General features: G+C 61.8%; 25 protein-coding genes. 21 read left to right on the forward strand and 4 right to left on the reverse strand.

Features of this window, described 5'->3' with window-relative positions; translation table 11 throughout:
- Positions 1-20 precede the first annotated feature (20 nt).
- The gene (locus B1781_RS06725) at positions 21-260 is read right to left on the reverse strand and encodes a hypothetical protein (protein ID WP_078118922.1); all 240 of its coding nucleotides are present in this window, start codon (positions 258-260) and stop codon (positions 21-23) included.
- A 112-nt stretch (positions 261-372) separates the two neighbouring features.
- On the reverse strand, positions 373-2,013 hold the full coding sequence (locus B1781_RS06730) for an ATP-binding protein (RefSeq protein WP_078118923.1): 1,641 nt from the start codon (positions 2,011-2,013) through the stop codon (positions 373-375).
- Between the two features lie 147 nt (positions 2,014-2,160).
- Between B1781_RS06730 and B1781_RS06735 the strand changes: the two genes are divergently transcribed.
- Positions 2,161-3,288 (forward strand): NAD(P)/FAD-dependent oxidoreductase, encoded by a 1,128-nt coding sequence (locus B1781_RS06735; RefSeq protein ID WP_078118924.1) that lies wholly within the window; start codon positions 2,161-2,163, stop codon positions 3,286-3,288.
- A gap of 13 nt (positions 3,289-3,301) precedes the next feature.
- Here the strand turns inward: B1781_RS06735 and B1781_RS06740 are convergent, their stop codons facing one another.
- Both B1781_RS06740 and B1781_RS06745 read right to left on the reverse strand, forming a co-directional pair.
- Entirely contained in the window at positions 3,302-4,057 is a 756-nt protein-coding gene (locus tag B1781_RS06740) for a TSUP family transporter (RefSeq protein ID WP_078118925.1), read from the reverse strand.
- Between the two features lie 21 nt (positions 4,058-4,078).
- On the reverse strand, positions 4,079-5,365 hold the full coding sequence (locus B1781_RS06745; protein WP_078118926.1) for a pyridoxal phosphate-dependent aminotransferase: 1,287 nt from the start codon (positions 5,363-5,365) through the stop codon (positions 4,079-4,081).
- Positions 5,366-5,515: 150 nt separating this feature from the next.
- On the opposite strand from B1781_RS06745, the gene B1781_RS06750 reads away from it, so the two are divergent.
- The 20 genes from B1781_RS06750 (at position 5,516) to B1781_RS06845 (ending at position 25,515) form a co-directional block, all read left to right on the forward strand.
- Positions 5,516-7,480, forward strand: a complete 1,965-nt coding sequence (locus tag B1781_RS06750; protein WP_078118927.1) for an acetoacetate--CoA ligase — start codon at positions 5,516-5,518, stop codon at positions 7,478-7,480.
- A gap of 126 nt (positions 7,481-7,606) precedes the next feature.
- Positions 7,607-8,542: an ABC transporter ATP-binding protein gene (locus B1781_RS06755; protein ID WP_078118928.1), complete on the forward strand. Its 936-nt coding sequence runs from the start codon at positions 7,607-7,609 to the stop codon at positions 8,540-8,542.
- A complete protein-coding gene (locus B1781_RS06760; protein ID WP_078118929.1) occupies positions 8,539-9,315 on the forward strand; it encodes an ABC transporter permease in 777 nt (258 codons plus the stop codon). Before B1781_RS06755 ends, B1781_RS06760 begins: the two co-directional genes overlap by 4 nt.
- Entirely contained in the window at positions 9,315-10,598 is a 1,284-nt protein-coding gene (locus B1781_RS06765; protein ID WP_078118930.1) for an MFS transporter, read from the forward strand. Before B1781_RS06760 ends, B1781_RS06765 begins: the two co-directional genes overlap by 1 nt.
- A 13-nt stretch (positions 10,599-10,611) precedes the next feature.
- Positions 10,612-11,295 carry a zinc metallopeptidase gene (locus tag B1781_RS06770; protein ID WP_078118931.1) on the forward strand — a complete coding sequence of 228 codons (684 nt, stop codon included), beginning with the start codon at positions 10,612-10,614 and terminating at the stop codon, positions 11,293-11,295.
- A gap of 261 nt (positions 11,296-11,556) precedes the next feature.
- The gene (locus tag B1781_RS06775; protein ID WP_078118932.1) at positions 11,557-12,072 is read left to right on the forward strand and encodes a flagellar basal body-associated FliL family protein; all 516 of its coding nucleotides are present in this window, start codon (positions 11,557-11,559) and stop codon (positions 12,070-12,072) included.
- A gap of 2 nt (positions 12,073-12,074) precedes the next feature.
- On the forward strand, positions 12,075-13,130 hold the full coding sequence (gene fliM / locus B1781_RS06780; protein ID WP_078118933.1) for a flagellar motor switch protein FliM: 1,056 nt from the start codon (positions 12,075-12,077) through the stop codon (positions 13,128-13,130).
- 16 nt (positions 13,131-13,146) lie between these two features.
- Entirely contained in the window at positions 13,147-13,548 is a 402-nt protein-coding gene (fliN, locus tag B1781_RS06785) for a flagellar motor switch protein FliN (protein WP_078118934.1), read from the forward strand.
- A gap of 58 nt (positions 13,549-13,606) precedes the next feature.
- Positions 13,607-14,065 (forward strand): FliO/MopB family protein, encoded by a 459-nt coding sequence (locus tag B1781_RS06790; RefSeq protein WP_078118935.1) that lies wholly within the window; start codon positions 13,607-13,609, stop codon positions 14,063-14,065.
- A complete protein-coding gene (gene fliP / locus B1781_RS06795; protein ID WP_078118936.1) occupies positions 14,062-14,796 on the forward strand; it encodes a flagellar type III secretion system pore protein FliP in 735 nt (244 codons plus the stop codon). Before B1781_RS06790 ends, fliP begins: the two co-directional genes overlap by 4 nt.
- Before the next feature lie 9 nt (positions 14,797-14,805).
- Positions 14,806-15,075, forward strand: a complete 270-nt coding sequence (gene fliQ / locus B1781_RS06800; protein ID WP_078118937.1) for a flagellar biosynthesis protein FliQ — start codon at positions 14,806-14,808, stop codon at positions 15,073-15,075.
- A gap of 8 nt (positions 15,076-15,083) precedes the next feature.
- Positions 15,084-15,860, forward strand: coding sequence for a flagellar biosynthetic protein FliR (fliR, locus tag B1781_RS06805; protein ID WP_078118938.1), 777 nt, complete (start codon positions 15,084-15,086; stop codon positions 15,858-15,860).
- Positions 15,861-15,866: 6 nt separating this feature from the next.
- On the forward strand, positions 15,867-17,000 hold the full coding sequence (flhB, locus tag B1781_RS06810) for a flagellar biosynthesis protein FlhB (RefSeq protein ID WP_078118939.1): 1,134 nt from the start codon (positions 15,867-15,869) through the stop codon (positions 16,998-17,000).
- A 69-nt stretch (positions 17,001-17,069) separates the two neighbouring features.
- Positions 17,070-19,214 (forward strand): flagellar biosynthesis protein FlhA, encoded by a 2,145-nt coding sequence (gene flhA / locus B1781_RS06815; protein ID WP_078121953.1) that lies wholly within the window; start codon positions 17,070-17,072, stop codon positions 19,212-19,214.
- Between the two features lie 41 nt (positions 19,215-19,255).
- Positions 19,256-20,443, forward strand: coding sequence for a flagellar biosynthesis protein FlhF (flhF, locus tag B1781_RS06820; protein WP_078118940.1), 1,188 nt, complete (start codon positions 19,256-19,258; stop codon positions 20,441-20,443).
- A complete protein-coding gene (locus B1781_RS06825; RefSeq protein ID WP_174575401.1) occupies positions 20,430-21,317 on the forward strand; it encodes a P-loop NTPase in 888 nt (295 codons plus the stop codon). Before flhF ends, B1781_RS06825 begins: the two co-directional genes overlap by 14 nt.
- On the forward strand, positions 21,314-22,078 hold the full coding sequence (locus tag B1781_RS06830; RefSeq protein ID WP_078118942.1) for an RNA polymerase sigma factor FliA: 765 nt from the start codon (positions 21,314-21,316) through the stop codon (positions 22,076-22,078). Before B1781_RS06825 ends, B1781_RS06830 begins: the two co-directional genes overlap by 4 nt.
- Positions 22,079-22,204: 126 nt before the next feature.
- A complete protein-coding gene (gene cheY, locus B1781_RS06835) occupies positions 22,205-22,579 on the forward strand; it encodes a chemotaxis response regulator CheY (protein WP_456300674.1) in 375 nt (124 codons plus the stop codon).
- Between the two features lie 20 nt (positions 22,580-22,599).
- Positions 22,600-23,343: a protein phosphatase CheZ gene (locus tag B1781_RS06840; protein WP_078118944.1), complete on the forward strand. Its 744-nt coding sequence runs from the start codon at positions 22,600-22,602 to the stop codon at positions 23,341-23,343.
- A 3-nt stretch (positions 23,344-23,346) separates the two neighbouring features.
- Positions 23,347-25,515, forward strand: a complete 2,169-nt coding sequence (locus tag B1781_RS06845) for a chemotaxis protein CheA (protein WP_078118945.1) — start codon at positions 23,347-23,349, stop codon at positions 25,513-25,515.
- The last annotated feature ends 40 nt before the right edge of the window (positions 25,516-25,555 follow it).

Here is a 25,555-nt window from a genome sequence, read left to right on the forward strand (position 1 = left end):
GTGAGCGCTACGCCGCGCGACTAAGGCGGCGACTCGCTGAGCCGCCGTACCAGCCAGCCGCGAAAGAACGGGTTGCCGGTGTCGGCGAACAATTGCACCTCGGTCAGCCAGTCGCGCAATTGCTCGGGATTGTCGGCGGGCTTGCCATGGTGCGCAAAATAGCAGTCGAGGTAGAACTCTCCCTGCAGTGCCTGCCATGCCTCTTCATCGATCGCATCGCGAAACCGGTTGGGAAACGGCAGCACATTGTCGTCCGACATGTCGTGTCCTTGTTTGACTGAAGGGCCAGTCTGACACGATCACCGTGCGAATTCGACCGGGCATGCCGTGCGGGATTGCGCTGCAATGTCCGCACGAGCCAAACCCAACTGCTCAGCGTTGCTGACGCCACCAGCGCTTGACGATACCACCCACGTCGAGGTCATCCGGGCCGGATTGCCACGACTCGACCACCGGAGCATCGCTGCTGTCGGGTGCCGGATCGGGCTTGTATAGATTGAAACGGGTCGGCAGCGGGATCGCTTCGCCGACCGCCAGTGCCTCACCGCGACGCAGCGTGGTCAACACGTCGGCCAGGTCCTGCTCGCCCTCGGGCATCAGGTTGCGTACGTAGGCCTGGTCTTGCGGGTTGGTGGTGCGCAGTACCAGGAAGTTGTTGCACTGGGACAACACGGTCTCCGACAATTCCGTCGGTCGCTGGCTGACCACGCATAGGCCGACGCCGTACTTACGGCCTTCTTTGGCGATGCGTTCCATCTCGCGCCGGCTGCCGCTGTGACGGCTGGTCGACTCGCGCGGGATGTATTGGTGGGCCTCTTCGCACACCAGCAGGATCGGGAACTCGCGGCGGCGCGGGTTCCAGTAGTTGAACTCGAAGGCCAGGCGGCCGATCTGCGCCGACACGGTCGGGCGCACGTCGTGCGGCACCGGGCTCAGGTCGATGACCGTGATCTGCCGTTTCGGTTCGCCCAGGCCGATGAAATCGCGCAGCAGCCCTTCGAGGTCGGTCGACTTGGCGCGCGCACGCGGGCGGAACAGAAAGTCGTAGCGCGAGTCGTTGAACATCGACTGGAAACGCACCAGGAACTCGTCGAACGAACCGAACAGCGGGCCCTTGGTCTTGCCGAAGTCGAACTGCTGTTCGTTGGCCTGTTTGAAGTGCATGTACAGCTCTTTGAGCGAGAAGTACACGGGGGAGTCGACCGACAGACGGTCGATGCCCAGATCCTTGTTGCTCTTCTTGCGCAGCGAATGCAGCACTTCGCGCATGAACGAGATCTGCAGCGAGGCATTCGGATCGGTGCGATCGATCAACAGGTCGACCAGCTCTGCATAGGTCAGCAACCAGTAGGGCATTTCGAGCTCGCGCGCATCGACGTGCCGTACCATCTCGCTGGGGAAGGCGCTGTGTAGCTTGCCCTGTTCATCGCGCCAACCGTATTCGCCGTGCAGGTCGAGAACGACGATATGCGCCTTGGGCATCAGCGCGACGGTGCGTTGCAATACGCTGCTGACGGCCCAGGATTTGCCCGCACCCGACTGTCCGAGTATCGCGAGGTGACGGTTGAACAGCAGGTTCGGATCGGCATACACGCGCAGCTCGTTGCGCTGACTCAACCGCCCCAGGTGCAGGCCGTAGCGCCGCACGCTGTCGAACATGGCATCGAGCTGATTGGTTTCGGCGAGGAAGACGGGCGTCGACAGCGGCGGGTAGCGTCCGGTGCCGCGAATGAATTCACCGTCGGACGTGATCTCGCCTAGGGGCAACAGGCGGACCAGGCGCACACGCCCATCGCCGCGCGGCTCTTCCCACGCGCGCACGATCTGACACAAGACCTGTTCGCGGTGACCGCGCGCGATGACATAGGAACCGATCTGCCCGACGGCGATCTGCTCCATGCCCATTTGTCGGTAAGGTTGAAATTCTTCGTTGTTATCTACGAGTTGGGCGATGAAGTACGCTGCGGATACATCTGTCAGCGTACCGAGGAAGCCCGGATCCGAGTCCGCCATCAAAATACCGTCAAATACTCAAAGGTCTCGAAAGCATAGCGGTAGCGCGGCCGATTCCCAAATCATTTCCACGCAATCGGTGTCTGACATCGGCGGTTGCCCGCCTTAGAATAGGCAACTGTCCCTGACACCCGAGGAGTGGTCCACATGCCGCGTGTTACCGTCATCGGCGCCGGATTTGCCGCCCTGACCGCCGTGCGAAAGCTGCGGGCAGCCGACGCCAGCCTGACGATCGACCTGATCGCCCCCAAGCCCGAGTTCGTGTTCTACCCCGGTACGATCTGGGTACCGACGGGGCTGCGCCAACCGGAAGACCTTGTCGTACCGCTCGAACCGTTCTTCAAGCGCATGAACGTCAACTACCGGCAGGCCTCCGCACAGGGAATGGGTGAAGCGGGGCGCGTGGTGAGCACCGACAAAGGCGATGTCCGGAACGATGGCCTGATCATCGCCTGCGGCGGACGCTTCATCCGCAAGCTGCCGGGTATCGAACATTCATTGTTGCCCTGTGGCGGCGTCGATGTGGTCACGCAGATTCGCGATCGCCTGCGCGCGCTCGAAGGCGGCACGTTGGCGTTCGGCTTTGCCGGCAACCCGAAAGAACCCTCGGCGATGCGTGGCGGGCCGGTGTTCGAGTTCCTGTTCGGCATCGATACCTGGCTGCGCCAGCAGGGCAAGCGCGACAAGTTCAAGCTGGTGTTTTTCACGCCGGCGGAAAAGCCCGGCCAGCGCCTTGGGCCGAAGGCCGTCGAAGGCATCATGCGTGAGATGGCCAAGCGCAATATCGAGACCCATCTCGGGCATAAGATGAAGGCGTTCGAGGCGAACAAGGTCATAACCGAGGGTGGCGAGTTTGCCGCCGACATGATCCTGTTCATGCCCGGCATGACCGGCAATCAATGGTTCGACAATACCGAACTGCCGCGCTCGGAAGGCGGCATGATCAAGGCCGACCAATTCTGCCAGGTCGAGGGCTGGGACAAAGTCTACGTGGCCGGCGATTCCGGTAGCTTCCCCGGACCGGACTGGCTGCCCAAACAGGCGCATATGGCCGATCTGCAGGCCGAAGCGGCGGTCGCCAACCTGATGGACAACTTCTCCGGCAAGGCGGCAAGTCATACCTTCAAGGCCGAGCTGGTTTGTATCGTCGACAGCTTCAGCAGCGGCATGTTGGTGGCGCGCACGCCGAGCAAGAATCTCGTCCTGCCGTCGTTCGTCGGATTCCACTGGGCCAAGCGCGCCTTCGAATGGGCGTACCTGCGCAAGTACCGCTAGCCGCCGATACCGCTCAGTCGCCGAGCAGCAGCTTGATCGAGATGGCCAGCGACACGATCACCAACAAGGGCCGGATCAGCCGCGTGCCGTGACTTATCACCAGGTGTGAGCCGACCCAGGCGCCGGCTATCTGTGCCATGCCCATCGCCAACCCGACGTGCCACACCACGTGTCCACCGGCGGCGAAGAACAGCAGGGATGCAACATTGCTGGTGAAGTTCAAAATCTTGGTGCCGGCCGTGGCACGCCGCAGGTTGTAGCCGAGCAGCATGACGAAGGCCACGGCGAAGAAGCTGCCGGTGCCCGGGCCGAAGAAGCCGTCATAGAATCCCACGCTGAAACCGATCAGCAGGCCGAACATCGGATGGCTGATGCGGTGGTGGGCATCCTGATCGCCGATCCTCGGCGAAAACAGAAAGTACAGCGCAAACGCGATCAACAAGACCGGGACGATATCTTCGAGCAGTTCCGAGCCGAGGCGTTGTACCGCGAGCGTACCGGCTGCCGATCCGATGAAGGTCATCAGGATCGGTATGCGCATCTTGGCGAGCGTAATCTCGCCACGTCGCAGAAAATGAAACGAAGCGGTCATGGTGCCGAAGGTGCCCTGCAGCTTGTTGGTTGCGAGCGCCTGCACCGGCGGCAGGCCGGCCCACAGCAGGGCAGGCAGGGCCAACAGCCCACCGCCGCCGGCGATGGCATCGATCATGCCCGCGAGCGCGGCAACGGCGACCAGTATCGCCAGTGTATCGAGTGCGATGGTTTCCAACGTAACTGCTTTATCGCGTGCTCAGCTGCTCGACCATTCCGCCAGCAGGTCGATCGCGGTGGTAACCCGGTTGCAGTGTGTCTTGACGAACGCGGTGTCGATCGTCTCGGTCTGCGCATGCTTCAGTGCCTGCTCGCCGTCGAAGTCAACGATCGCGATGCGTGCGGATAGCTCGCGCGATGGACGGCCGAAGCAGTTGCCGGGCAGCAGGGCAACGCCCGTTTCCTGCAACAGGCGCTCAGCGAACTGTGCACCGTCTTCGATACCGCGTGCGGCGAGCTTGTCGCGATGCTGTTCGAACTGCGGGAACAGGTAAAAGCCGCCGGACGCGGGGTTGAGCACCGAGCCCGAGGCGGCGAGGGTGCGATAGGCATAGTCGGCCAGGTTGGCGAGTATCTGTCGACTGTGCGACAGGTATTGTTCCATGCCCGGATGCTCCTGCATGGCGGCGACCGCGGCGTATTGGATCGGTGCGCTGGTGGCGGTGAAGGTCTCACTGGCTACGGCGGCCATCGCATCGGCCAACCAGCCGAGGCTCTCGGGAAAGACGAAAAAGCCCAGCCGCCAGCCGCCGGCGCCGCACCACTTGCTGACGCCGTTGCTGATGATGGTGCCTTCGGGATAGTAGCGCGCCAACGACACGTGACCGTTCTCGTAGTGCGTGCCGCTGTAGATCTCGTCCGACAGTGCCAGCACGCGGTACTTGCGCAGTACCTCGGCGAGGCGCTCGAGCTGTTGCTCGCTGTAGCACAGGCCGGTCGGGTTGCTTGGCGAGTTCAGTATCAACAGCCGTGGGCGGCCCGGGTCGCTCTCGCACAGTTCTTCGAGGATCTCGGGTTCGACGCCGAGGCCGTTCTTCGGGTTGGTGCGCAGCCACTGGATCTGCCGCCCGATGATGCGCGCCTGTGGCGCATACGAAACCCACGACGGCGACGGAATGACCAGGTCGCCGTAGTACACCAGCTGCACCAGGAACATCAATTCTTTGGTGCCGGGACCGACCAGCACGTTCTGCGGCAGATAGTCGAGACCTTCGGTGCGTTTCACCCAGTCGACGATTGCCTCACGCAGCGGCATCAGGCCCTTGACCGCGAGATAGTCCTTCTGGTGCGCGTTGGCGGCAAGCGCATCGCGTACATGGTCGGGTACCGGGAAAGGCGATTGCCCGAGCCCGAGCTTGTACACCTGGCGACCTTCGCGCACGAGCTGCTGTGAACGTTCGTTGATCGCCAGCGTCGCGGATGCCCCCATACCGCGTACATTCAGATTGAGGTACACCTCTGGAGAGCGGGGCTGGTTGATCGCCATCTTTTGTTCCTTGTGGTCGCGAATCGGGTTTGCATCGACGCTGTTGACTTTCTACCCTGAACAGCGATCGAAGAAAAACCCTTTTTGCGCAATCCCGGCAAATTATGTCGAGGGTCGCATTCATCTGACGACGACAGAGGGCAGACCACGGTGCAGCACGCAACCAACGAGGAGCGATATCGCATCGTATGGCGTCCGGACCCGGATCGGGCAGCGCACAGCCAGATGGCTGCGTTCGCGCAGCTGGCCGGCGAGCGGCACGATCTGGACCTTGGCGACTATGCCGACCTGTGGCAGTGGGCGGTCGATCACCCTGACCAATTCTGGTCGGACCTGCTCGATGCCGCCGACATCTGCTTCGACGGCGATCGCCAACCGGCCATGGTCGAAGGCGACACAATGCGCGCGACGCGCTGGTTTCCGAATGTACGCCTGAACTACGCCGAGAATCTGCTGCGCTTCCGCGATGGCCATGAAGCCTTAGTGTTCCGCGGCGAGGACGGTAGCGACATGCGCCTGAGCTACGCCGAACTGTATGCGCAGGCTGCGGCTATGGCCGCTGCTTTGCAGCAACTCGGCGTCTCAGCCGGCGACCGCGTGGCAGCCATCGTGCCTAACATCCCCGAGGCGGTCGTCGCGATGCTGGCGACCACCTGGCTGGGCGGCGTCTGGTCATCCTGTTCACCCGACTTCGGCGCGCAGGGCATCCTCGATCGTTTCGGTCAGATCGAACCGAAGGTCCTGATCGCGGTTGACGGTTATCGCTTCAAGGGACGTATGATCGATATCCGCGAAAAGGTGCGCGAGGTCGGCAATGAATTGCATGGCTGCGAGTACCACATTCAGATCAGCTGGCAGGGTCTCGACAGTGACGCGACGTTGCGAGATTGGTTGCAGCTGATCGACAACAGTTTGCCCGCGCCGCCGTTTGCCATGCTGCCGTTCGACCATCCGCTGTACATCCTGTATTCGTCGGGCACGACGGGTAAGCCCAAGTGCATTGTGCACGGTGCCGGCGGCACGCTGCTGCAGCATGTCAAAGAGCATCGCCTGCATACCGACCTGACGCGTGAAGATAGCCTGTTCTTCTTCACCACCTGTGGCTGGATGATGTGGAACTGGCTGGTGTCCGGCCTGGCGACCGGCTGCCGCATGGTGCTGTACGACGGCAATCCGTTTCACCCGTCGGCAGACAACCTGTGGCGCATGGCCGATGAACTCGGGGTGTCGGTGTTCGGCACCAGCGCGAAATACCTGTCGGCACAGGAGAAGGCCGGGGTCGACGTGCGCGGTGACCTTGGGCTCGATGCCCTGCGTGTCGTTCTCTCGACCGGCTCGCCGCTGGCACCGGCGTCGTACGATTACCTGCATCGCGCGATCAAACCCGGCATCCAGATCAGCTCGATCTCCGGCGGCACCGATATCGTGTCGTGCTTCGCCCTCGGCAACCCGCTGCTGCCGGTGCGCCGCGGTCAGCTGCAATGTCGCGGCCTGGGGATGGCGGTCGATGTGTTCGACAGCGAGGGTCACAAGGTACGAAACGAACCGGGAGAGATGGTGTGCACGCGCGCCTTTCCGTGCATGCCGGTCGGTTTCTGGAACGACCCGAACGGTGAGCGTTACCACGCCGCCTACTTCGAGCGTTTTCCCGGCGTCTGGACGCACGGCGATTGGACCGTGCTGACCGACGAGGGCGGGCTGATCATCGAGGGTCGTTCGGATGCGGTGCTGAACCCGGGCGGCGTGCGTATCGGTACCGCCGAGATCTACCGCCAGGTCGAACGCCTGTCGCAGATCCAGGAGAGTGTCTGTGTCGGCCAGCAGTGGGACGACGATGTGCGCGTCGTATTGTTCGTGGTGCTGGCCGCCGGCGCCGAACTGGATGCGGCGCTCGAGGCGGACATCCGTTCGAAGCTGCGCGAACGCGCCAGCCCGCGGCATGTGCCGGCCAAGATTCTCGCGGTAAGCGACATCCCGCGCACGCGTAGCGGCAAGATCTCCGAGCTCGCCGTGCGCGACGTCGTCGAGGGGCGCGCGGTAAAGAACACCGAGGCCCTGCTGAACCCCGAATCGCTCGCGCAATACCGCGACCGCCCCGAGTTGCGCGAGGCGTGAGCCGTTCAAGGGTAAGGGCTTGGTCGCCGGGTCCATCACCTTGCAGATCGTGGGGCTGGTTTGGTCGTACTCGATTGATGCGGGTGGTTTAGAATGAACGGCTCACCCACGAATTGAGTCGGTTTCATGAAGGCTTTGGTGCTGCAAGACCTGCGCAAGACCTATAAGAACGGTCACGAGGCGCTGTGCGGCATCGATCTGGAGGTCGACGAGGGCGACTTCTTCGCCTTGCTCGGTCCGAACGGCGCGGGCAAGTCGACCGCGATCGGCATCATCAGCTCGCTGGTCAACAAGAGCGCCGGTAAGGTCAGCGTGTTCGACCACGATCTGGACAGCGAGCCGACGAAGGTCAAGTCGAGCATCGGCCTGGTGCCGCAGGAATTCAACTTCAACGTGTTCGAACCGGTTGTCGAGATCGTCGTCAACCAGGCGGGTTACTACGGCATCCCGCGGCGCGAGGCCTACCAGCGCGCCGAGCGCACACTGAAGCAACTCGATCTTTGGGGCAAACGCGATGCACAGGCGCGCGACCTGTCGGGCGGCATGAAGCGTCGCCTGATGATTGCCCGCGCCCTGGTGCACAAGCCGCGCCTGCTGATACTCGATGAGCCGACCGCGGGCGTCGATATCGAGATTCGCCACACGATGTGGGAGTTCCTGCGCGAGATCAACAAGGCCGGCACCACCATCATCCTGACCACGCACTACCTCGAAGAAGCCGAAAGCCTGTGTCGGCATATCGCGATCATCAACCGTGGCGTGATCGCCGAACGCGCGGCCATGGGTGAGCTGCTGCGTCGCCTGCATACCGAGACCTTCGTCCTCGATGTGCGCGAACCGCTGGAACATATCGATCAGATCCCCGGCTTCGTCATCAACCCGCTCGACAGCACCACCTTGGAGGTGTCGGTCACGCGCGACCTCGGCTTGAACTCCCTGTTCGAGGCGTTCAACGCGCGTGGCATCGAGGTGGTCAGCATGCGCAACAAGCAGAACCGGTTGGAGCAGCTGTTCATCGACCTGGTGCGCAGCGGCGTCGAGCTGCGGGGAGACGCATCGTGAACAACGCGTCGGTGTACTGGGTTGCGTTCAAGACCATCCTGACCAAGGAGATCCTGCGCTTCAGCCGCATCTGGGTGCAGACGGTGTTGCCGCCGGCGATCACCACGGCGCTGTACTTCGTGATCTTCGGTAAGCTGATCGGATCGCAGATCGGCGATATGGACGGCTTTCGCTACATCGACTTCATCGTGCCGGGCCTGATCCTGATGTCGGTGATCACCAACAGTTACGCCAACGTGGTGTCGAGCTTCTACAGCAGCAAGTTTCAGCACAACATCGAAGAGCTGCTGATCGCACCGCTGCCGAACGTCATTATCCTCGCCGGCTATGTCGGCGGGGGTGTAGCGCGTGGCGTGGTCGTCGGTACCGTGGTCACGATCATCTCGTTGCTGTTTACCGATCTGAGCATCCACAGCTACGGCGTGACGCTGGCGGTGTTTGTGCTGACGTCGGTGTTGTTCGCTACGGCAGGGTTTATCAACGCGGTCTACGCCAACAGCTTCGACGATATCTCGATCATTCCGACGTTCGTGTTGACGCCGCTGACCTACCTCGGCGGCGTGTTCTACTCGATCAGTATGCTGCCCGAGTTCTGGCAGAAGGCCTCGCTGGCCAACCCGGTGTTGTACATGGTGAACGCCTTCCGCTACGGCCTGCTCGGTGTCAGTGACATCCCGATGTGGCCCGCCTTCGCCATCATCATCGGCTTCATCATTGCCTTGGGCTCGTTCGCCATGTGGCTGCTGGCCCGTGGTGTCGGCATCAAGAGCTGATGGCCGACACGCTCCCGGCCGGTCGTCGTTCGCAGTGGTCGTGGGCCTTGTACGACTGGGCCAACTCCGCGTTCGCGACGACCGTGATGGCCGGTTTCTTTCCCGTGTTCTTCAAATCCTACTGGTCGGCGGATGTGTCGGTGACCGAGAGTACCGCTCGCCTGGGCACTGCCAACGCGATCGCCTCGTTACTCGTCATGCTGCTGGCGCCATTGCTGGGTGTCATCGCCGATCGAAGTGGACGCAAGAAGGGCCTGCTGTTGATGCTGACGACCCTCGGGGTGTTGATGAGCGCCGGCCTGTTCCTGGTCGCCGAGGGTTATTGGCTGGTCGCCGCGGGCCTGTATGTGTTCGGCGTGGTCGGCTTCGCCGGCGCCAATGTCACCTACGACGCGATGTTGCTCGACGTGGCGGCGAAAGACGAGGTCGAGAGGGTCTCGGCGCTCGGCTATGCCCTGGGTTACCTCGGGGGCGGGCTGCTGTTCACGGTCAATGTGCTGATGGTGTTGTATCCGCAAAGCTTTGGCCTGGCCGATAAGGCCGAGTCGGTACGCCTGGCCTTTCTGATGGTGGCGATCTGGTGGGCGGTGTTCTCCCTGCCTGTCATGTTGTATGTCCATGAGCAGGGTCATGCTACGACACGCGACGGCAGGGGATTGCGCCAGGCCTGGGCAGAGTTGGTCGCGACCTGGCGATTGCTGCGTAGCCTGCCGATGGCGTTCACCTTCCTGCTGGCCTATTGGTGCTATATCGATGGCGTCGACACGATTGTGCGCATGGCAGTCGATTACGGCATGTCGCTGGGCTTCGCCGCCGAGGGCCTGCTGACCGCGCTGTTGATCACGCAATTCGTCGGTTTTCCCGCGGCGCTGGTTTTTGGGCGCATCGGTGACCGCATCGGCGCCAAGCATGCGATCTGGCTGGCTCTGGTGGTCTATGTGATCGTCGTGTTCTGGGCATCGCAGATGCGCGCCGAGTGGGAGTTCTACGGCCTGGCCGTGGTCATCGGCCTGGTGCAGGGCGGTATCCAGGCGATGAGCCGGGCACTGTACGCGCGCCTAATCCCTACGGAACATGCCGGGCGTTTGTTCGGTCTGTACAACATGATGGGTAAGTTCGCTGCGGTGGTCGGCCCGCTGCTGGTCGGTTGGGTCGCCGTGCTGAGCGACAGCGCCCGCATGGGTATATTGAGCGTGCTGTTGCTGTTCGTGGCAGGCGGCTGGCTGTTGGGCCGGGTGGATGTCCGGGCAGGCCAACGTGCGGCGGCCGAATGGGAAGGTTGAATGGGAAGGTTGAATGGTCTATCTGCTGATCATCGTCGCAGTTGTTGCCATGGTCTATCTACCGCAGTTCTGGGTGCAGCGGGTCATGGCGCGTTACCACCGTGAGCCGGAGAGCAACTTTCCCGGCACCGGCGGCGAGTTCGCGCGCCATCTGCTCGCACGACTCGGTCTCGACGGGGTAGACGTCGAACGCACCGACGCCGGCGATCACTACGATCCGCAGGCCAGATGCGTACGCCTTACCCCAGACAAGTTCGACGGCAAGACGTTGACCTCGATCACGGTTGCCGCGCACGAGTGCGGTCATGCGATGCAGCACGCCGCCGATGAGCCGATGTTTCAATTGCGTTCGCGCCTGGCGATGGCCTCCATCTGGGCGACCCGGCTTGGCTCGATGATGTTGTTTGCCGCCCCCTTGCTCGGCCTGGCGACAAGGGCGCCTTCGCCGGTGCTGATTTCGCTGGCCGGCGGGTTCCTGGTGTTGGGTTTCGGTGTGCTGGTGCAGTTCGTGACCCTGCCGGTGGAGATCGATGCCTCGTTCGGCAAGGCGATGCCGATTCTCGAGGCCGGCTATCTGCACCCCGACCAGGTGCCGGCCGCACGCGACATCCTGCGTGCCGCCGCTTGGACCTACGTCGCCGCCTCGCTCGCCAGCCTGCTCAATTTCTGGCGCTGGCTCGCCGTTCTGCGGCGCTGAGCCGCCCCGCGCCGACATCGGCATCCCCACCGTCCCGTCGGTAACCCCGATGCCTCGATCGGCGGCCCGCCGGCTGCCAATTTTTTAGCCCGTGCAATCCCCGCTGATTCGTCAAATGCCTGACGTTCAATCAAGTGCAAATTTTAAGTAATTGAAAAATAGGGATAAAAAATTCGCGTTGGCAGTGGCACAGCGTTTGCAGTCCTCCGCTGCAAACGGTTCTGTGCGTCAACAATCGCTATCGAGGACGGATTCGCACCCATGGCAGACGAAAAAGATATCGCCGGTGAAGAGCAGGCCCCCGGCGGCAAAAAGAAGCTGATCATCATCATCGCCGCGGTCGTCGTACTGCTGCTCGTCGGTGGTGGTGCAGCGTTCTTTCTGCTGGGCGGCGAAGAAGAGGGCGAGGAGACCGCCGCTACCGAGGAGGCAGGGGAGGCGCCGGCCGCTGAAGAGGGTCCGGCCCTGTACCACAAGCTCGATCCGCCGTTCATCGTCAATCTGCCGTCGGGCGGTCATGCCGGCATGTTGCAGGTCGCGATCGAGATTCGAACCCATCACCAGAGCGTGGTCGACACCCTGACCACCAACGACCCGATGATCCGCCACAACCTGCTCAACCTGCTCGAGGAACAGCAGGCCGACGTCTTGCTGACACCCGAAGGTGTCACGGCGTTGCAGGAAGCGGTTCAGACGAATCTCGGCGAACAGCTCAAAGAACTGAACGAGCCCGGCGAGATCAAGGGCGTGTACTTCACCCGTTTCGTGATGCAGTAATCATGGCTGGCTCAGATCTTCTTTCACAAGACGAAATCGATGCGCTGTTACACGGCGTCGATAGCGGCGGCGTCGAAACCGGCACGGACGAGGGCCTGGAGCCGGGCGAGGCGCGGGGTTATGACTTCGCCAGCCAGGACCGCATCGTTCGCGGTCGTCTGCCGACGCTGGAGATGATCAACGAACGTTTCGCGCGCTATTTCAGAACCAGCCTGTTCAACATGTTGCGTCGCAGTGCGGATATCTCGGTATCCGGCGTGCAGATGCTGAAGTTCTCCGAATTCGTGCACAGTCTGTTCGTACCGACCAGCCTGAACGTAACGAAGGTATCGCCACTGCGCGGCAAGTCGCTGTTCGTGCTCGACCCCAAGCTGGTGTTCAGCGTGGTTGACAGCTTCTTCGGCGGCACCGGGCGTTTTCATACCAAGATCGAGGGTCGTGATTTCACCCCGACCGAATTGCGCGTGGTGCAGATCCTGCTGGGCATGGCCTATGGCGATCTGAAACTGGCGTGGCAGCCGGTGCTCGATATCACCTTCGAGTACGTCAATTCCGAGGTCAATCCGCAGTTCGCCAACATCGTGTCGCCGTCGGAGGTTGTTGTGGTGACCACCTTCAACGTCGACCTCGAATCGGGCGGCGGTGATTTCTATATCTGCCTGCCGTACTCGATGCTCGAACCGATCCGCGACCTGCTCGATGCGGGCGTGCAGAGTGACCGTGGCGAGACCGACGAACGTTGGGAGCTGGCGATGCGCGAAGAGGTCATGAACGCCAGCATCGAGATCGCCAGTGTGTTCGGCGAAGCGACCCTGGCGCTGCGCGATATCGCCGCGCTGGAAGTCGGCGACATCATTCCTCTCGACGTGCCCGATCTACACGAAGTAACCGCCGAGAGCCTGCCGATATTCCGCGGCTCGCTCGGCGTACACAACAACAGTTACTCGATAAAGATCGCCGAATGGATCGAACGCAGCAGCTCGCGCAAGTTGCACGAGTTGCTGAGCCAGACAAAGAAACAGGAAGGCACCCAGTTGGTGCCCAGTGAACAAGCTTAACTAGGCGGAAAACGCGATGAGCGACGACAAGAGTGCAGACGAAGCCCTGGCAGATGAATGGGCAGCGGCGCTGGAAGAGCAGGACCACACCGAAGCGGCGGAGGCAGCGCATTTCGAACAGCTGCAACCGGAGGCCTCGGCCAGCCTGTCCGGCGACGTCAAGATCGACGCAATCCTCGATGTGCCGATCACTATCTCGATGGAGATCGGGCGTACGCGCATCAACATCCGCAACCTGCTGCAACTCAACCAGGGTTCGGTCGTTGAGCTCGACCGACTGGCCGGCGAGCCGATGGACGTGCTGGTCAACGGCACCTTGATCGCGCAAGGCGAGGTCGTGGTGGTCAACGAGAAGTTCGGTATCCGTCTGACCGATATCGTCAGCCCGGCCGACCGGGTCAAGAAACTGACTGCCTGATAGCCATGTCGATGCCCGATATCACAGCCGTAAACGGAACACATACGCGGTAGCCGCAATGACAAGCAAGTTTCTACTGACTGCGCCCCTGCTTCTGATGGCCGAGGCTGTTGGGGCAGCGCAGGGCGAGGCTTCTGCTCGCCTGGGCGAATCGCCGCTGAGCACGTCCAACCTGATCGATACCGCGGTCGGGTTGGTCGTCGTGTTGGCGATCATGCTGGCCCTGGCATGGGTGGTTAAGCGCTTCGTACAGACGCCGGGCATCAACAAGGGGCAGGTCCAGGTACTGGGCGGGGTATCGCTCGGCGCGCGTGAAAAGGCGGTGTTGTTGTCGGTGGAAGGCCGCCGTCTGCTGGTCGGCATCGCGCCCGGACGGGTGCAGACGTTGATGGTGCTCGACGAGTCGGCAAGCGGCACGACCGATTTCGCGCAGCAACTGGAGCGGGCGGCGGCCACTCCGGCAGAGCAGCCGGTCGACGCTCAAGCTGTCGACACCCACAAGGAAGATGCGCCATGAAAGCACTGTTTGTGTTCACCCTGTGCTTGATCGCACCCAGCGTGTTTGCCGCGCCTGGGGTCGAGGCACTGACCGTGACGCCGGGCGAGGGCGGCGAGCAAACCTATACGTTGTCGATTCAGGTGCTGCTGCTCATGACGGCGCTCAGCATGTTGCCGGCAGCGTTGATCCTGATGACCTCGTTCACCCGCATCATCATCGTGCTGTCGATCCTGCGCCAGGCGCTGGGCACGGCACAGACACCGTCGAATCAGGTGCTGCTCGGCCTGGCCCTGTTCCTGACGTTCTTCATCATGAGCCCGGTGTTGTCCGAGGTCTACGAGACCGCCCTGCGCCCGTACCTGGCGGACGAGATGACCGCACAGGCCGCACTCGATGCGGCGCAGATTCCGTTGCGCGAGTTCATGCTGGCGCAGACGCGCGACGATGACCTGGCCTTGTTTGCGCGCATCTCGGGCCAGGAAGAGTTCCAGGGCGAGGCCGACGTGCCCTTTACCTTGCTGATGCCGGCCTTTGCCACCAGCGAGTTGAAGACGGCGTTTCAGATAGGCTTCCTGTTGTTCATTCCGTTCCTGGTCATCGACCTGGTCGTGGCGAGCGTGTTGATGTCGATGGGCATGATGATGCTGTCGCCGCTGATCATCTCGCTGCCGTTCAAGATCATGCTGTTCGTGCTGGTGGATGGCTGGGCGCTGGTGCTCGGTACGCTGGCGACGAGTTTTTACGTTTAGGAGACCGCGATGGATGCAGATACCGTAGTGACTGTAGGTCGTCAGGCGATGGAAGTGACCATTCTGCTGGCCGCACCGATCCTGTTGGCGTCGCTCGGCGTCGGCCTGATCATCGCGATGTTCCAGGCGGCGACGCAGATCAACGAGATGACGCTGAGCTTCGTGCCGAAATTGATCGTGGTCGCGATCGTGTTGATGTCGGCCGGGCCCTGGATGCTGCGCCAGATCGTCGGTTTTACCCAGCGCCTCGTTGAGAACGTGCCGTACATCATCGGCTGACGTGACGTATGAACTTCACCGAGGCGCAACTCGCCCAGTGGCTGGCCGATTTCTTCTGGCCGCTGGTGCGCATCACCGCGATGATGATGGCGGCGCCGATCTTCAGCGTGCGCCAGATCCCGGTGCAATTGCGTTTGATCCTGTCGGTGCTGATCACGTTGCTCGTGCAGCCGGTGCTCCCGAGTTCGCCGGTTGTCTCGGTATTCAGCCCGGAAGCGGTGATCATCCTGGTGCAGGAGATCGGCGTCGGCGTCGCACTCGGCCTGCTGATGCAGATGGTGTTCGCCGCATTGATCTTCGGCGGGCAGATCATGGCGTTCAGCATGGGCCTGGGTTTTGCCAACATGATGGACCCGACCAACGGCGTACAGGTGCCGGTGATTGCGCAGTTCTGGCTGATCCTGGCAATGCTCGCCTTTCTGATGATGAACGGTCACCTGGTGCTGATCTCGGCGATCGTCGACACCTTCACCGTGATTCCGGTGGCTACCGACGGCATCAGCCGCGCCGGCATCTACGAATTGTTGAAATGGGCGTCGCGCATGTTTGCCGCCGGCATCCTGATGGCGATGCCGGTGATCATCTCGCTGTTGTTGATCAACATCGGCATGGGCGTGGTATCGCGCGCCGCGCCGCAGCTCAACATCATCGCAATCGGCTTCCCGGTAACCCTGTTGATGGGTTTCATTCTGATCTGGGTCACGCTACCGCAGGTCATGACCAACTTCGGCAACCTGGTACTCGAGGCATTCGACCAGGCGCCCGCCATCCTTACAACGAGGTGACGTGGCATGGCTGAAAACCAAGACGGTCAGGAAAAATCCCAAGACCCCACAGGCAAACGTATCGCCGATGCGCGTGAAAAAGGGCAGGTGCCGCGTTCGCGTGAGCTCAATACCGCGGCGATGACTCTGATGGGTCTGGCTACGGTGATGATGCTCGGGCCGTACTTCACCGAGAACTTCCATACGCTGTTCAACGAGCAGTTCGCACTGAAGCGCGAAGACATCTTCGATCCGAACGCGATGTTGGCCCACCTGACCAAGGCGATCGGCGATGCGCTGTTCATGCTGCTGCCGTATTTCGGCGTGATGATCGTGGTCGCGGTGGCATCGTCGATCGCGCTCGGCGGCTTCAACGTGAGTACCCAGGCGCTGCAGCCGAAGTTCAGCAAGCTCGACCCGATCAAAGGCATGGCGAAACTGTTTTCGGTACGCGGCCTGGTCGAACTGGTCAAATCGCTGGCCAAGTTCGTACTGGTCGCGGCGGCCACCGTCGCGCTGCTGTATGCCTGGTCGAACGACATCATCCGTCTGGGCGATCTCAACGTCGAACAATCGCTGATGCAGGCGATGAAGATGGTCGGTGGTGCATCGCTGTTGTTGTCGTCCACGCTGATCCTGATGGCGCTGATCGACGTGCCGTTCCAGATGCGTCAATACGTCAAAGACCTGAAGATGACGCAGCAGGAAGTGCGCGAAGAACTCAAGCAGACCGAGGGCAAACCCGAGGTCAAGAGCCGTATCCGTCGCCTGCAGATGGAGATGGCGGTACGCCGCATGATGCAGGAAGTACCCAACGCCGATGTCATCGTTACCAACCCGACGCACTATGCCGTCGCCTTGCGTTATGACCCGGACAAGATGCGCGCGCCGATCGTCATCGCCAAAGGCAAGGAGCTGATCGCGGCCAATATTCGTGAGGTCGGTCAGGCCAACCGGGTGCCGCTGGTCGAGGCGCCGATGCTGGCACGTGCGATCTACTTCAGCACCGAACTTCAACATCCGATACCCGGCCCCTTGTTCCTCGCGGTCGCACAGTTGCTGGCCTACGTATTTCAGTTGCGTGCCTACCGTGAGCAGGGCGGCGATATCCCGACACCGCCGCAGTCGTACCCGGTGCCGGAGGAATACCAGCATGATTGATCGCAGCTTTATCGCAACTCTGATGCCCGGCGTTGTGCCGGCGATGCGCACCCACGGAGGGCCGGCATGATGGACCAGGTCATGGGTGTCTTCCGCCAGGTCGGTGCACGCGGTATGGGTGCGCCGCTGGTCATCCTCATGCTGCTGGCGATGATCGTGCTGCCGTTGCCGGCGTTCCTGCTCGATCTGTTCTTCACCTTCAACATCGCGCTGTCGCTGGTGGTGTTGCTGGTCACCGTGTATGCCTTGCGGCCGCTCGATTTTGCGATGTTCCCGTCGATGCTGCTGGTCGCCACGCTGTTGCGCCTGGCGTTGAACGTGGCGTCGACGCGTATCGTGTTGCTCGAAGGGCATAACGGCGGCGACGCGGCGGGTAAGGTCATCGAGGCCTTCGGTGAGTTCGTCATCGGTGGCAACTATGCCGTCGGCCTGGTGGTGTTCGCGATTCTGGTGATCATCAACTTCGTCGTGGTCACCAAGGGCGCGGGGCGCGTATCCGAGGTTTCCGCGCGCTTCACCTTGGACGCCATGCCCGGTAAACAGATGGCGATCGACGCCGATCTGAACTCCGGTCTGATCGACCAGGAAGAGGCGCGCACGCGGCGCGAAGAGATCTCCAGCGAGGCCGACTTTTACGGCGCGATGGACGGTGCCTCGAAGTTCGTCCGCGGCGATGCGATTGCCGGCATCCTGATCCTGGTGATCAATATCATCGGCGGCCTGGCCATCGGCATGGGCCAGCACGATCTCGATTTCGGTACGGCCGTGCGCAACTACGCCCTGCTGACCATTGGTGACGGCCTGGTCGCCCAGTTGCCGTCGCTGTTGCTGTCGACCTCGGCGGCGATCATCGTCACCCGCGTGTCGAGCGCCGAAGACCTCGGCAGCCAGGTATCCACCCAGCTGCTCGACAATCCGCGCGCGCTGGCGATCACCGCCGCGATCCTGGTCATGCTCGGCCTGATCCCCGGCATGCCGAACCTGGTGTTCCTGCTGCTCGGCGGCGGCATCGCCGGACTGGCCTACATGATCGCCAAGCGCAAGCAGGAAGGTCAGGCCGAGCCGGCACTGGCCGGCGCTGTTGCTGCCACCGCCACCGCAACTGCGGCCGGCGCCCCCGGCCACGACCTGGTGCCGGCCGATGACTCGGGCGAGATGCGTGAACTGACCTGGCAGGATGTGCAGCCGGTCGACGTGATCGGCCTGGAGGTCGGCTATCGCCTGATCCCGCTGGTCGATCGTGACCAGGGCGGGCAGTTGATGAACCGCATCAAGGGTGTGCGCAAGAAGCTGTCTCAGGAACTCGGCTTCCTGGTGCAGTCGGTGCACATCCGCGACAACCTCGATCTGTCGCCCAATGCCTACCGCATCACGCTCAACGGTGTGCCGGTCGGCGAGGCAGAAGTGTTCGTCGATCGCGATATGGCGATCAACCCCGGTCGCGTGTTCGGCGAGCTCAAGGGCACGCCGACCACCGATCCGGCGTTCGGTCTCGACGCGGTGTGGATCGATGCCGCGCAGCGCGATCAGGCACAGACCATGGGCTATACGGTGGTCGATGCCAGCACCGTGGTCGCCACCCATATGAGCGAGCTGTTGCACTCGCATGCGCATGAACTGCTCGGTCACGACGAGGTGCAGCAGCTGCTCGACAACCTGGCCGAATCGGCGCCGAAGCTGGTCGAGGACCTGGTGCCCAAGCTGTTGCCGTTGGCGGTGGTGTTGCGCGTGCTGCAGAACCTGCTTCAGGAAGGTGTGCCGATCCGCGACATGCGCACGATTGCCGAAACGCTGGCGGAGCAGGCGACGAAAAGTCAAGATGCCGGCACTTTGACGGCTTCCGTCAGGGTCGCCCTGTCACGTTCCATCGTTCAGCAAGTCATTGGTCCTATTGGAGAAATTCCGGTAATCGTTCTCGAGCCCGGATTGGAACGCCTCTTGCAACAGACCCTCGCGAACGCAGGAGAGGATGGTGCCGGTGTCGAGCCGGGAATGCTCGAACAGCTGCAGACGGCGATGCAGGAGACAGCTCGCCAGCAGGAGATCAGCGGACAGGAAAGTGTCTTGTTGGTCGCCGCAGCGATACGCCCCTGGATGGCCAAGTTTGCCCGCCACAGCGTACCGGGATTACGCGTCCTCTCTTACAACGAGATACCCGATAACCGGCAGATAAAAGTGATCAGCACGATCGGCCGGAATTCGAAAGAGCCCTGAGGGCCGCCACGGCGGTCCCGGCCAAACGAGGACCGCCGGACATGAAAATCAAGCGCTTTGTTGCCCAGGATATGCGCCAAGCCCTTCGCATGGTTCGCGATGCGCTCGGCGAGGACGCCGTGATCCTGTCGAACAAATCGGTCGAGGGTGGCGTCGAACTGACCGCCGCGGTCGACCTGGTCGAGCATGACGTCGAAGAAACCGCCGATCAGCGCATTCCTACCCAGCAACACAAGCCGGCGCGCAACGAAAGCCAGGTCTCCGAGTCCTTGTACGCCAACCACGATGACTCGGCTGCGCTCGACGAGATGCGTCGCGAGATGCAGAACCTGCGTCGTTGGATGCAGGCCGAACTGAGCGGCATGAGCTGGTACGACCTCGGTCAGCGTGCGCCGCACTCTCAAGAACTTCTCGCTCGCCTGATGTCGCTCGGACTGAGCGCTGACCTTGCACGCAGCCTGTCGGAGCGGGTGCGCGATATCGAGGTGGTCGACCAGGCGTGGCGCAAGGCGCTGTACCTGCTGGCCAGTGACCTGCGGGTGCACGACACCGATGTACTCGACCGCGGCGGCATCGTCGCCCTGGTTGGCCCGACCGGCGTCGGCAAGACCACCACGATTGCCAAGATGGCGGCACGTTTCGCCTTGCGTTACGGCCACCGCAGCGTTGCATTGATCACCACCGACAGCTATCGCATCGGCGCACGCGATCAACTGCAGACCTATGCGCGCATCCTCAACGTGCCGGTACGCACCGCGACCACGCCTGAAGAGATGGAAGAGGCGTTGAATATGTTGGGCGATCGTCGCCTGATCCTGATCGATACCGCCGGCATGTCGGCGGCGCACGAGCGCATCATCGATCAGCGCGAAACCCTGATGGCTGCCGGCCATCATTTGACGACTTTGTTGGCCCTTTCGGCGACCACCGAGGCGGCGGCCGTGCAACGTGCACTGCGCCTGTTCGCCGACTTCCGTCCGGACGCCTGTGTGCTGACCAAACTCGACGAGGCCGCCAGCCTGGGCAGCCTGATGTCGGCACTGATCCAGGCCGACCTGCCGATGGCGTTCGTGACCGACGGCCAGCGTGTGCCGGAAGACCTGCAGACCGCCAAGGCGCATCCGCTGGTGACTCGCGCAGCCGAGCTGTTGAACGAAAACCCGAACGATATCGACGCCGGCTATGCGGCTCTGGCTCTGGGAGGAGTGCATTCACATGCTAACGCCTGAAACCCATGTTGATCAGGCTACCGGTCTGCGCCAGATGGTAAACCCACGTCCGGTGCGCGCAATTGCCGTTACCGGTGGCAAGGGCGGCGTCGGCAAGACCAACGTCTCCGTGAATCTCGGCGTTGCGGCGGCAGAGATCGGCAAGAAGGTGATGCTGCTCGATGCCGATCTGGGCCTGGCGAATATCGACGTTGTGCTCGGTCTGCACCCGCAGCACGACCTGTCGCACGTGATGCGCGGCGAGTGCAGCCTGGAAGACGTGCTGGTCGAAGGCCCGAACGGCATGAAGGTGATTCCGGGTGCCTCGGGCGTGCAGTCGTTGGCCGAGTTGAGCCCGGCCGAGCATACCGGCCTGATTCGCGCGTTCAGCGAACTGGCGGCCGACACCGAGCTGCTGATCGTGGATACCGCGGCCGGCATCTCGGATACGGTGTTGAGCTTCTCGCGCGCGTCGCACGAGATTGTGGTTGTGGTGTGTGACGAACCGGCGTCGATCACGGATGCGTACGCCATTATCAAGTTGTTGAACCGTGACTATGGCCATCAGCGTTTCCGGATCCTGGCCAACATGATCCGCAGCGCGCAGGAAGGCCGCGAGTTGTATACCAAGATGTGCCGGGTCACCGACCGGTACCTCGACGTCACCCTGAGCTTCATGGGTGCGATTCCTTTCGATGAGAGTGTGCGCAAAGCCGTACGGGCGCAAAAGCCGGTAGTACAGGCGTTCCCTCGCAGCAAGGCTGCGCAGGTGTTTCGCAGCCTGGCCAAAAAAATAGAAACATGGCCGCAGCCGAGCGGTGCAAATGGCCAGGTGCAGTTCTTCGTCGAGCGTCTTATCAAATATTCCAGTGACTATGGGGAGATGGTGCTGTGAGCAATCTTGCAACTTATGATGCAGTTAAAGACCAAAGTTTTGATGACCTGGTGACCCGGCATGCGCCGCTGGTAAAACGCATCGCCTACCACCTGATGAACCGTCTGCCGCCGTCGGTGCAGGCCGAAGATCTCATTCAGGCGGGCATGATTGGTTTGATCGAGGCCAGCCGCAACTACGATGCGAGCCAGGGTGCGAGCTTCGAAACCTACGCCGGCATCCGTATTCGCGGCGCGATGCTCGACGAGATCCGCCGTTCCGACTGGACGCCGCGTTCGGTACACCGCAAGGCGCGCATGGTCGCCGATGCGATGCGTGAGATCGAGAACACCGAAGGGCGTGACGCACGTGATGTCGAGGTTGCCGAATCGCTCGGCATGTCGATCGAGGAATACCACCAGGTTCTGCAGGACGCGTCGGGTGCGCGCATCTTCAGCTACGAAGAACTGAGTGAAGTGGGCGAGGTTGTGCCGCACGAAGGCGGCGCCACGGCCGCACGCACGCGTAACTCGCTCGAAGACGGTCCCGACCGCGGCCTGGAAAAGAGCCGTTTCCGCGAAGCCCTCGGCGATGCCATCGCCAGCCTGCCGGAACGCGAGCGCCTCGTAATTGCCCTGTATTACGACGAAGAGCTGAACCTGCGCGAGATCGGCCAGGTGCTCGGCGTGAGCGAATCACGCGTCTGCCAGATACACAGTCAGGCCGCATTGCGTTTGCGTTCGCGTCTGGGCGAGTGGCTGCCCGAAGACGGGCTCAAATAAGCTTTTTCAAGAAAAAAATCCCTACGGTTTTTCGGCGTAGTGCCGATACGCCGGATGAATCAATTAATCGGGCCTTTTCGTCGGGGCCACATTGTCTGATGTGCGGAGGTTGCTTTGGACAAGAACATGAAGATCCTTGTTGTGGACGACTTCTCCACGATGCGCCGGATTATCAAAAACCTGCTGCGGGATCTTGGCTTCACCAATACACAGGAAGCTGACGATGGCATGACCGCGCTACCGCTGCTGCAGAGTGGAAATTTCGACTTTCTGATCACCGACTGGAACATGCCCGGTATGCAGGGTATCGACCTGCTCAAGGCCGTGCGCGCCGACGAAAAACTCAAGTCCCTGCCGGTACTGATGGTTACTGCCGAGTCGAAGCGCGAACAGATCGTCGAAGCTGCCCAGGCGGGCGTCAACGGTTACGTTGTCAAGCCGTTCACTGCCGGCACGCTGGAAGAAAAGATCAACAAGATCTTTGAGCGCGTCGCGGCCTGATCAGCACTATGGAAACCCTAATGGCACAGAATCCCGAGCAAGTAAGCGAAAAACTGGAGCTGGCCAAAACGTTGGTCGATCACTTGGAATCCGGCAGCGAGGATGCAGCGATTTCGGTTATCGCACAGCTTGCAGGTTTCCGTGACAGCATGTTGTTTCAGGAAGTGGGCCGGCTGACCCGTGAGCTGCATGATTCGATCAATGGCTTTGTGATGGACGCCCAGTTGGCGAACATCGCCGAGACTGAGATGCCGAACGCGGCGGAACGACTGGAATACGTTATTCAGACTACCGAACAGGCGGCCAACACCACGCTCGGCGCGGTTGAGGACAGCCTGCCGCTGGCCGATACCCTGCGCAACGATGCGCACCACCTGTCGGAACAGTGGGACAAATTCAATTCGCGCCAGATGACGGTCGACGACTTCCGTGATCTGAGCACAGAGATCAGCAAGTTTCTCGGTGCCACGCAGGCCAATTCAGAGGCACTGCACAGCAAGCTGTCGGAAGTGCTGATGGCCCAGGGTTATCAGGATCTGACCGGCCAGGTGATCCGCAAGGTGATCAAGCTGGTCAACGATGTGGAAGGCAAGCTGGTCGAGCTGGTTCGCTTGTCGGGTGCCAAAGCGAAGCCGAAAGATGAAGAACAGCCTAGCGGCCCGGATATCACGGCGGAAGGGCCGGCAGTACCGGGTGTCGACAAAGGCGATGTGGTTAGCGGTCAAGACGACGTCGATGACCTGCTCTCAAGTTTGGGGTTCTAAACGATGAGTCTCGATGCAGACGACGAAATCCTCCAGGACTTTTTGGTAGAGGCCAACGAGATCCTCGAGCAGTTGGGTGAACAGCTGGTCGATCTCGAGCAGAGTCCGCAAGACATGGATCTGCTGAACGCGATCTTCCGCGGTTTCCATACCGTCAAGGGCGGTGCCGGATTCCTCGCGATTACACCGCTGGTAGAGACCTGCCACCGTGCCGAAGACTTGTTGAACGTTTTGCGCCAGGGGCAGCGCGCGGTCACGCCGCACGTCATGGATACCATCCTGCAGTCGCTGGACGTTGTTAATGAAATGATGGAGCGCCTGGTCGAAGGCGAAATGCCGGAGCCGGCCGACCCGGATCTGCTGGCGCGCCTCGAAGTGCTGACCCAGCCCGATGACGGCAGTGGCGACGAGGCCGAGGCGGTCGCCGAAGCGCCTGCGGCCGAACCTGAAGTTCAAGCCGAACCTGAACCGGTGGCGGAACCCGAGCCGGTGGCCGAGGCAGCGCCTGCGCCTGCAGCCGATGATGCGGCCGGTGTTGCACCGGGCGGCGACGATATTACCGAAGAAGAGTTCGAGGCACTGCTCGACCAGTTGCATGGCAAGGGCAAGTTCGGCGGCGCGGCAGAAGGCGAGACCGAAGCCGCCCCCGCAGCAGCAGCCGCGGCCCCGACCCCGACCAGCGACGAGATCACCGAAGACGAGTTTGAAGCCCTGCTCGATGAGCTGCATGGCAAGGGCAAGTTCAGTAGCGCGCCGGCAGATGACGCCGCGGCGAGCAAACCCGCTGCGCCCGCAGCTGCTCCGGCCGCGCCCAAACCGGCAGCCGCCGCGAAGCCGGCCGCTGCCGAGGCACCCGCGCCACAGGCAAAGAAAGCCGAGCCGGCAGCACCGAAGAAGGTCGAGAAACCGGCTCCGGCCAAGGCCGCTGCGCCGGCCAAGGCAGCACCGGCGAAGGCAGCCGACAAAGCGGCCGGTCCGGGCAAAGGCGCGGCACCGGAAACCACGGTGCGTGTCGATACGCAGCGCCTTGACGACATCATGAACATGGTTGGCGAACTGGTACTGGTGCGCAACCGCCTGGCGACCCTCAAGTCGACAATGGCCGACGAAGAACTGGCCAATGCGGTCGGCAACCTGGACGTGGTCACCGCCGATCTGCAGCTGTCGGTCATGAAGACCCGCATGCAGCCGGTCAAAAAGATCTTTGGTCGCTTCCCGCGCGTGGTGCGCGATCTGGCGCGCAACCTGAAGAAGGAAGTCGACCTGGTGTTGAACGGTGAAGACACCGACCTCGACAAGAACCTGGTCGAGGCGCTGGCCGACCCGCTGGTTCACCTGGTGCGCAATGCCGTCGACCACGGCATCGAGTCGCCGGATGAGCGCGAGATGGCAGGCAAGCCGCGTCGCGGCACCGTGATCCTGTCGGCCGCGCAGGAAGGCGATCACATCCTGTTGTCGATCGAAGACGACGGCAAGGGTATGGATGCCGATGTGCTGCGCGGGAAAGCGGTCGAGAAGGGCATGATGGATGAAGACGCAGCCGCACGCCTGGAAGACAAAGATTGCTACAACCTGATCTTCCAACCCGGTTTCTCGACCAAGACCGAGATCTCGGATGTGTCCGGCCGCGGCGTCGGCATGGATGTGGTGAAGACGCGTATTGCGCAGATGAATGGCTCGGTCGAGATCGATTCGGTCCACGGCCGGGGCAGCAAGATCATCGTCAAGCTGCCGCTGACACTGGCGATCCTGCCGACCTTGATGGTGATTCTCGGCCGTCAACCGTTCGCGCTGCCGTTGGCCAGCGTGGTCGAGATTTTCAACCTCGACCTGACGCGCACCAATACGGTCGACGGTCAGTTGACCATCCGTGTGCGTGATCGTGCCTTGCCGCTGTTCTATCTGCGCAACTGGTTGGTTACCGATCACAGCATGGCCGACACGCGCCAGGAAGGGCATCACGGACATGTGGTCGTGGTCAATGTCGGCGGTGTGCAGGTCGGTCTCGTGGTCGATTTTCTGGTCGGCCAGGAAGAGGTTGTTATCAAACCGCTCGGCGCCCTGCTGCAAGGTCTCGACGGCATGGCCGGCGCGACCATCACGGGCGACGGCAAAATCGCATTGATCCTCGATGTACCCGGGTTGATGCGCAAATACGCACGTCGGTACTGATCGTTTGCGAAGGAGAGGCAGGACGAAATTGGCGTAGTCC

The organism is Thiosocius teredinicola, from assembly GCF_002009425.1.
Taxonomy (GTDB): Bacteria; Pseudomonadota; Gammaproteobacteria; order Chromatiales; family Chromatiaceae; genus Thiosocius; species Thiosocius teredinicola.

Excerpts from the sequence above, each read along its gene's own strand:
- B1781_RS06790 (WP_078118935.1), top strand. The coding sequence starts at position 13,607 with ATGACAAGCAAGTTTCTACTGACTGCGCCCCTGCTTCTGATGGCCGAG.
- B1781_RS06770 (WP_078118931.1), top strand. The coding sequence starts at position 10,612 with ATGGTCTATCTGCTGATCATCGTCGCAGTTGTTGCCATGGTCTATCTA.
- B1781_RS06775 (WP_078118932.1), top strand. The coding sequence starts at position 11,557 with ATGGCAGACGAAAAAGATATCGCCGGTGAAGAGCAGGCCCCCGGCGGC.
- flhA (WP_078121953.1), top strand. The coding sequence starts at position 17,070 with ATGGACCAGGTCATGGGTGTCTTCCGCCAGGTCGGTGCACGCGGTATG.
- fliN (WP_078118934.1), top strand. The coding sequence starts at position 13,147 with ATGAGCGACGACAAGAGTGCAGACGAAGCCCTGGCAGATGAATGGGCA.
- B1781_RS06765 (WP_078118930.1), top strand. The coding sequence starts at position 9,315 with ATGGCCGACACGCTCCCGGCCGGTCGTCGTTCGCAGTGGTCGTGGGCC.
- cheY (WP_456300674.1), top strand. The coding sequence starts at position 22,205 with ATGAAGATCCTTGTTGTGGACGACTTCTCCACGATGCGCCGGATTATC.
- fliR (WP_078118938.1), top strand. The coding sequence starts at position 15,084 with ATGAACTTCACCGAGGCGCAACTCGCCCAGTGGCTGGCCGATTTCTTC.
- B1781_RS06725 (WP_078118922.1), bottom strand. The coding sequence starts at position 260 with ATGTCGGACGACAATGTGCTGCCGTTTCCCAACCGGTTTCGCGATGCG.
- flhF (WP_078118940.1), top strand. The coding sequence starts at position 19,256 with ATGAAAATCAAGCGCTTTGTTGCCCAGGATATGCGCCAAGCCCTTCGC.
- B1781_RS06840 (WP_078118944.1), top strand. The coding sequence starts at position 22,600 with ATGGCACAGAATCCCGAGCAAGTAAGCGAAAAACTGGAGCTGGCCAAA.
- fliQ (WP_078118937.1), top strand. The coding sequence starts at position 14,806 with ATGGATGCAGATACCGTAGTGACTGTAGGTCGTCAGGCGATGGAAGTG.
- fliP (WP_078118936.1), top strand. The coding sequence starts at position 14,062 with ATGAAAGCACTGTTTGTGTTCACCCTGTGCTTGATCGCACCCAGCGTG.
- B1781_RS06845 (WP_078118945.1), top strand. The coding sequence starts at position 23,347 with ATGAGTCTCGATGCAGACGACGAAATCCTCCAGGACTTTTTGGTAGAG.
- B1781_RS06755 (WP_078118928.1), top strand. The coding sequence starts at position 7,607 with ATGAAGGCTTTGGTGCTGCAAGACCTGCGCAAGACCTATAAGAACGGT.
- B1781_RS06730 (WP_078118923.1), bottom strand. The coding sequence starts at position 2,013 with ATGGCGGACTCGGATCCGGGCTTCCTCGGTACGCTGACAGATGTATCC.
- fliM (WP_078118933.1), top strand. The coding sequence starts at position 12,075 with ATGGCTGGCTCAGATCTTCTTTCACAAGACGAAATCGATGCGCTGTTA.
- flhB (WP_078118939.1), top strand. The coding sequence starts at position 15,867 with ATGGCTGAAAACCAAGACGGTCAGGAAAAATCCCAAGACCCCACAGGC.
- B1781_RS06745 (WP_078118926.1), bottom strand. The coding sequence starts at position 5,365 with ATGGCGATCAACCAGCCCCGCTCTCCAGAGGTGTACCTCAATCTGAAT.
- B1781_RS06825 (WP_174575401.1), top strand. The coding sequence starts at position 20,430 with ATGCTAACGCCTGAAACCCATGTTGATCAGGCTACCGGTCTGCGCCAG.
- B1781_RS06735 (WP_078118924.1), top strand. The coding sequence starts at position 2,161 with ATGCCGCGTGTTACCGTCATCGGCGCCGGATTTGCCGCCCTGACCGCC.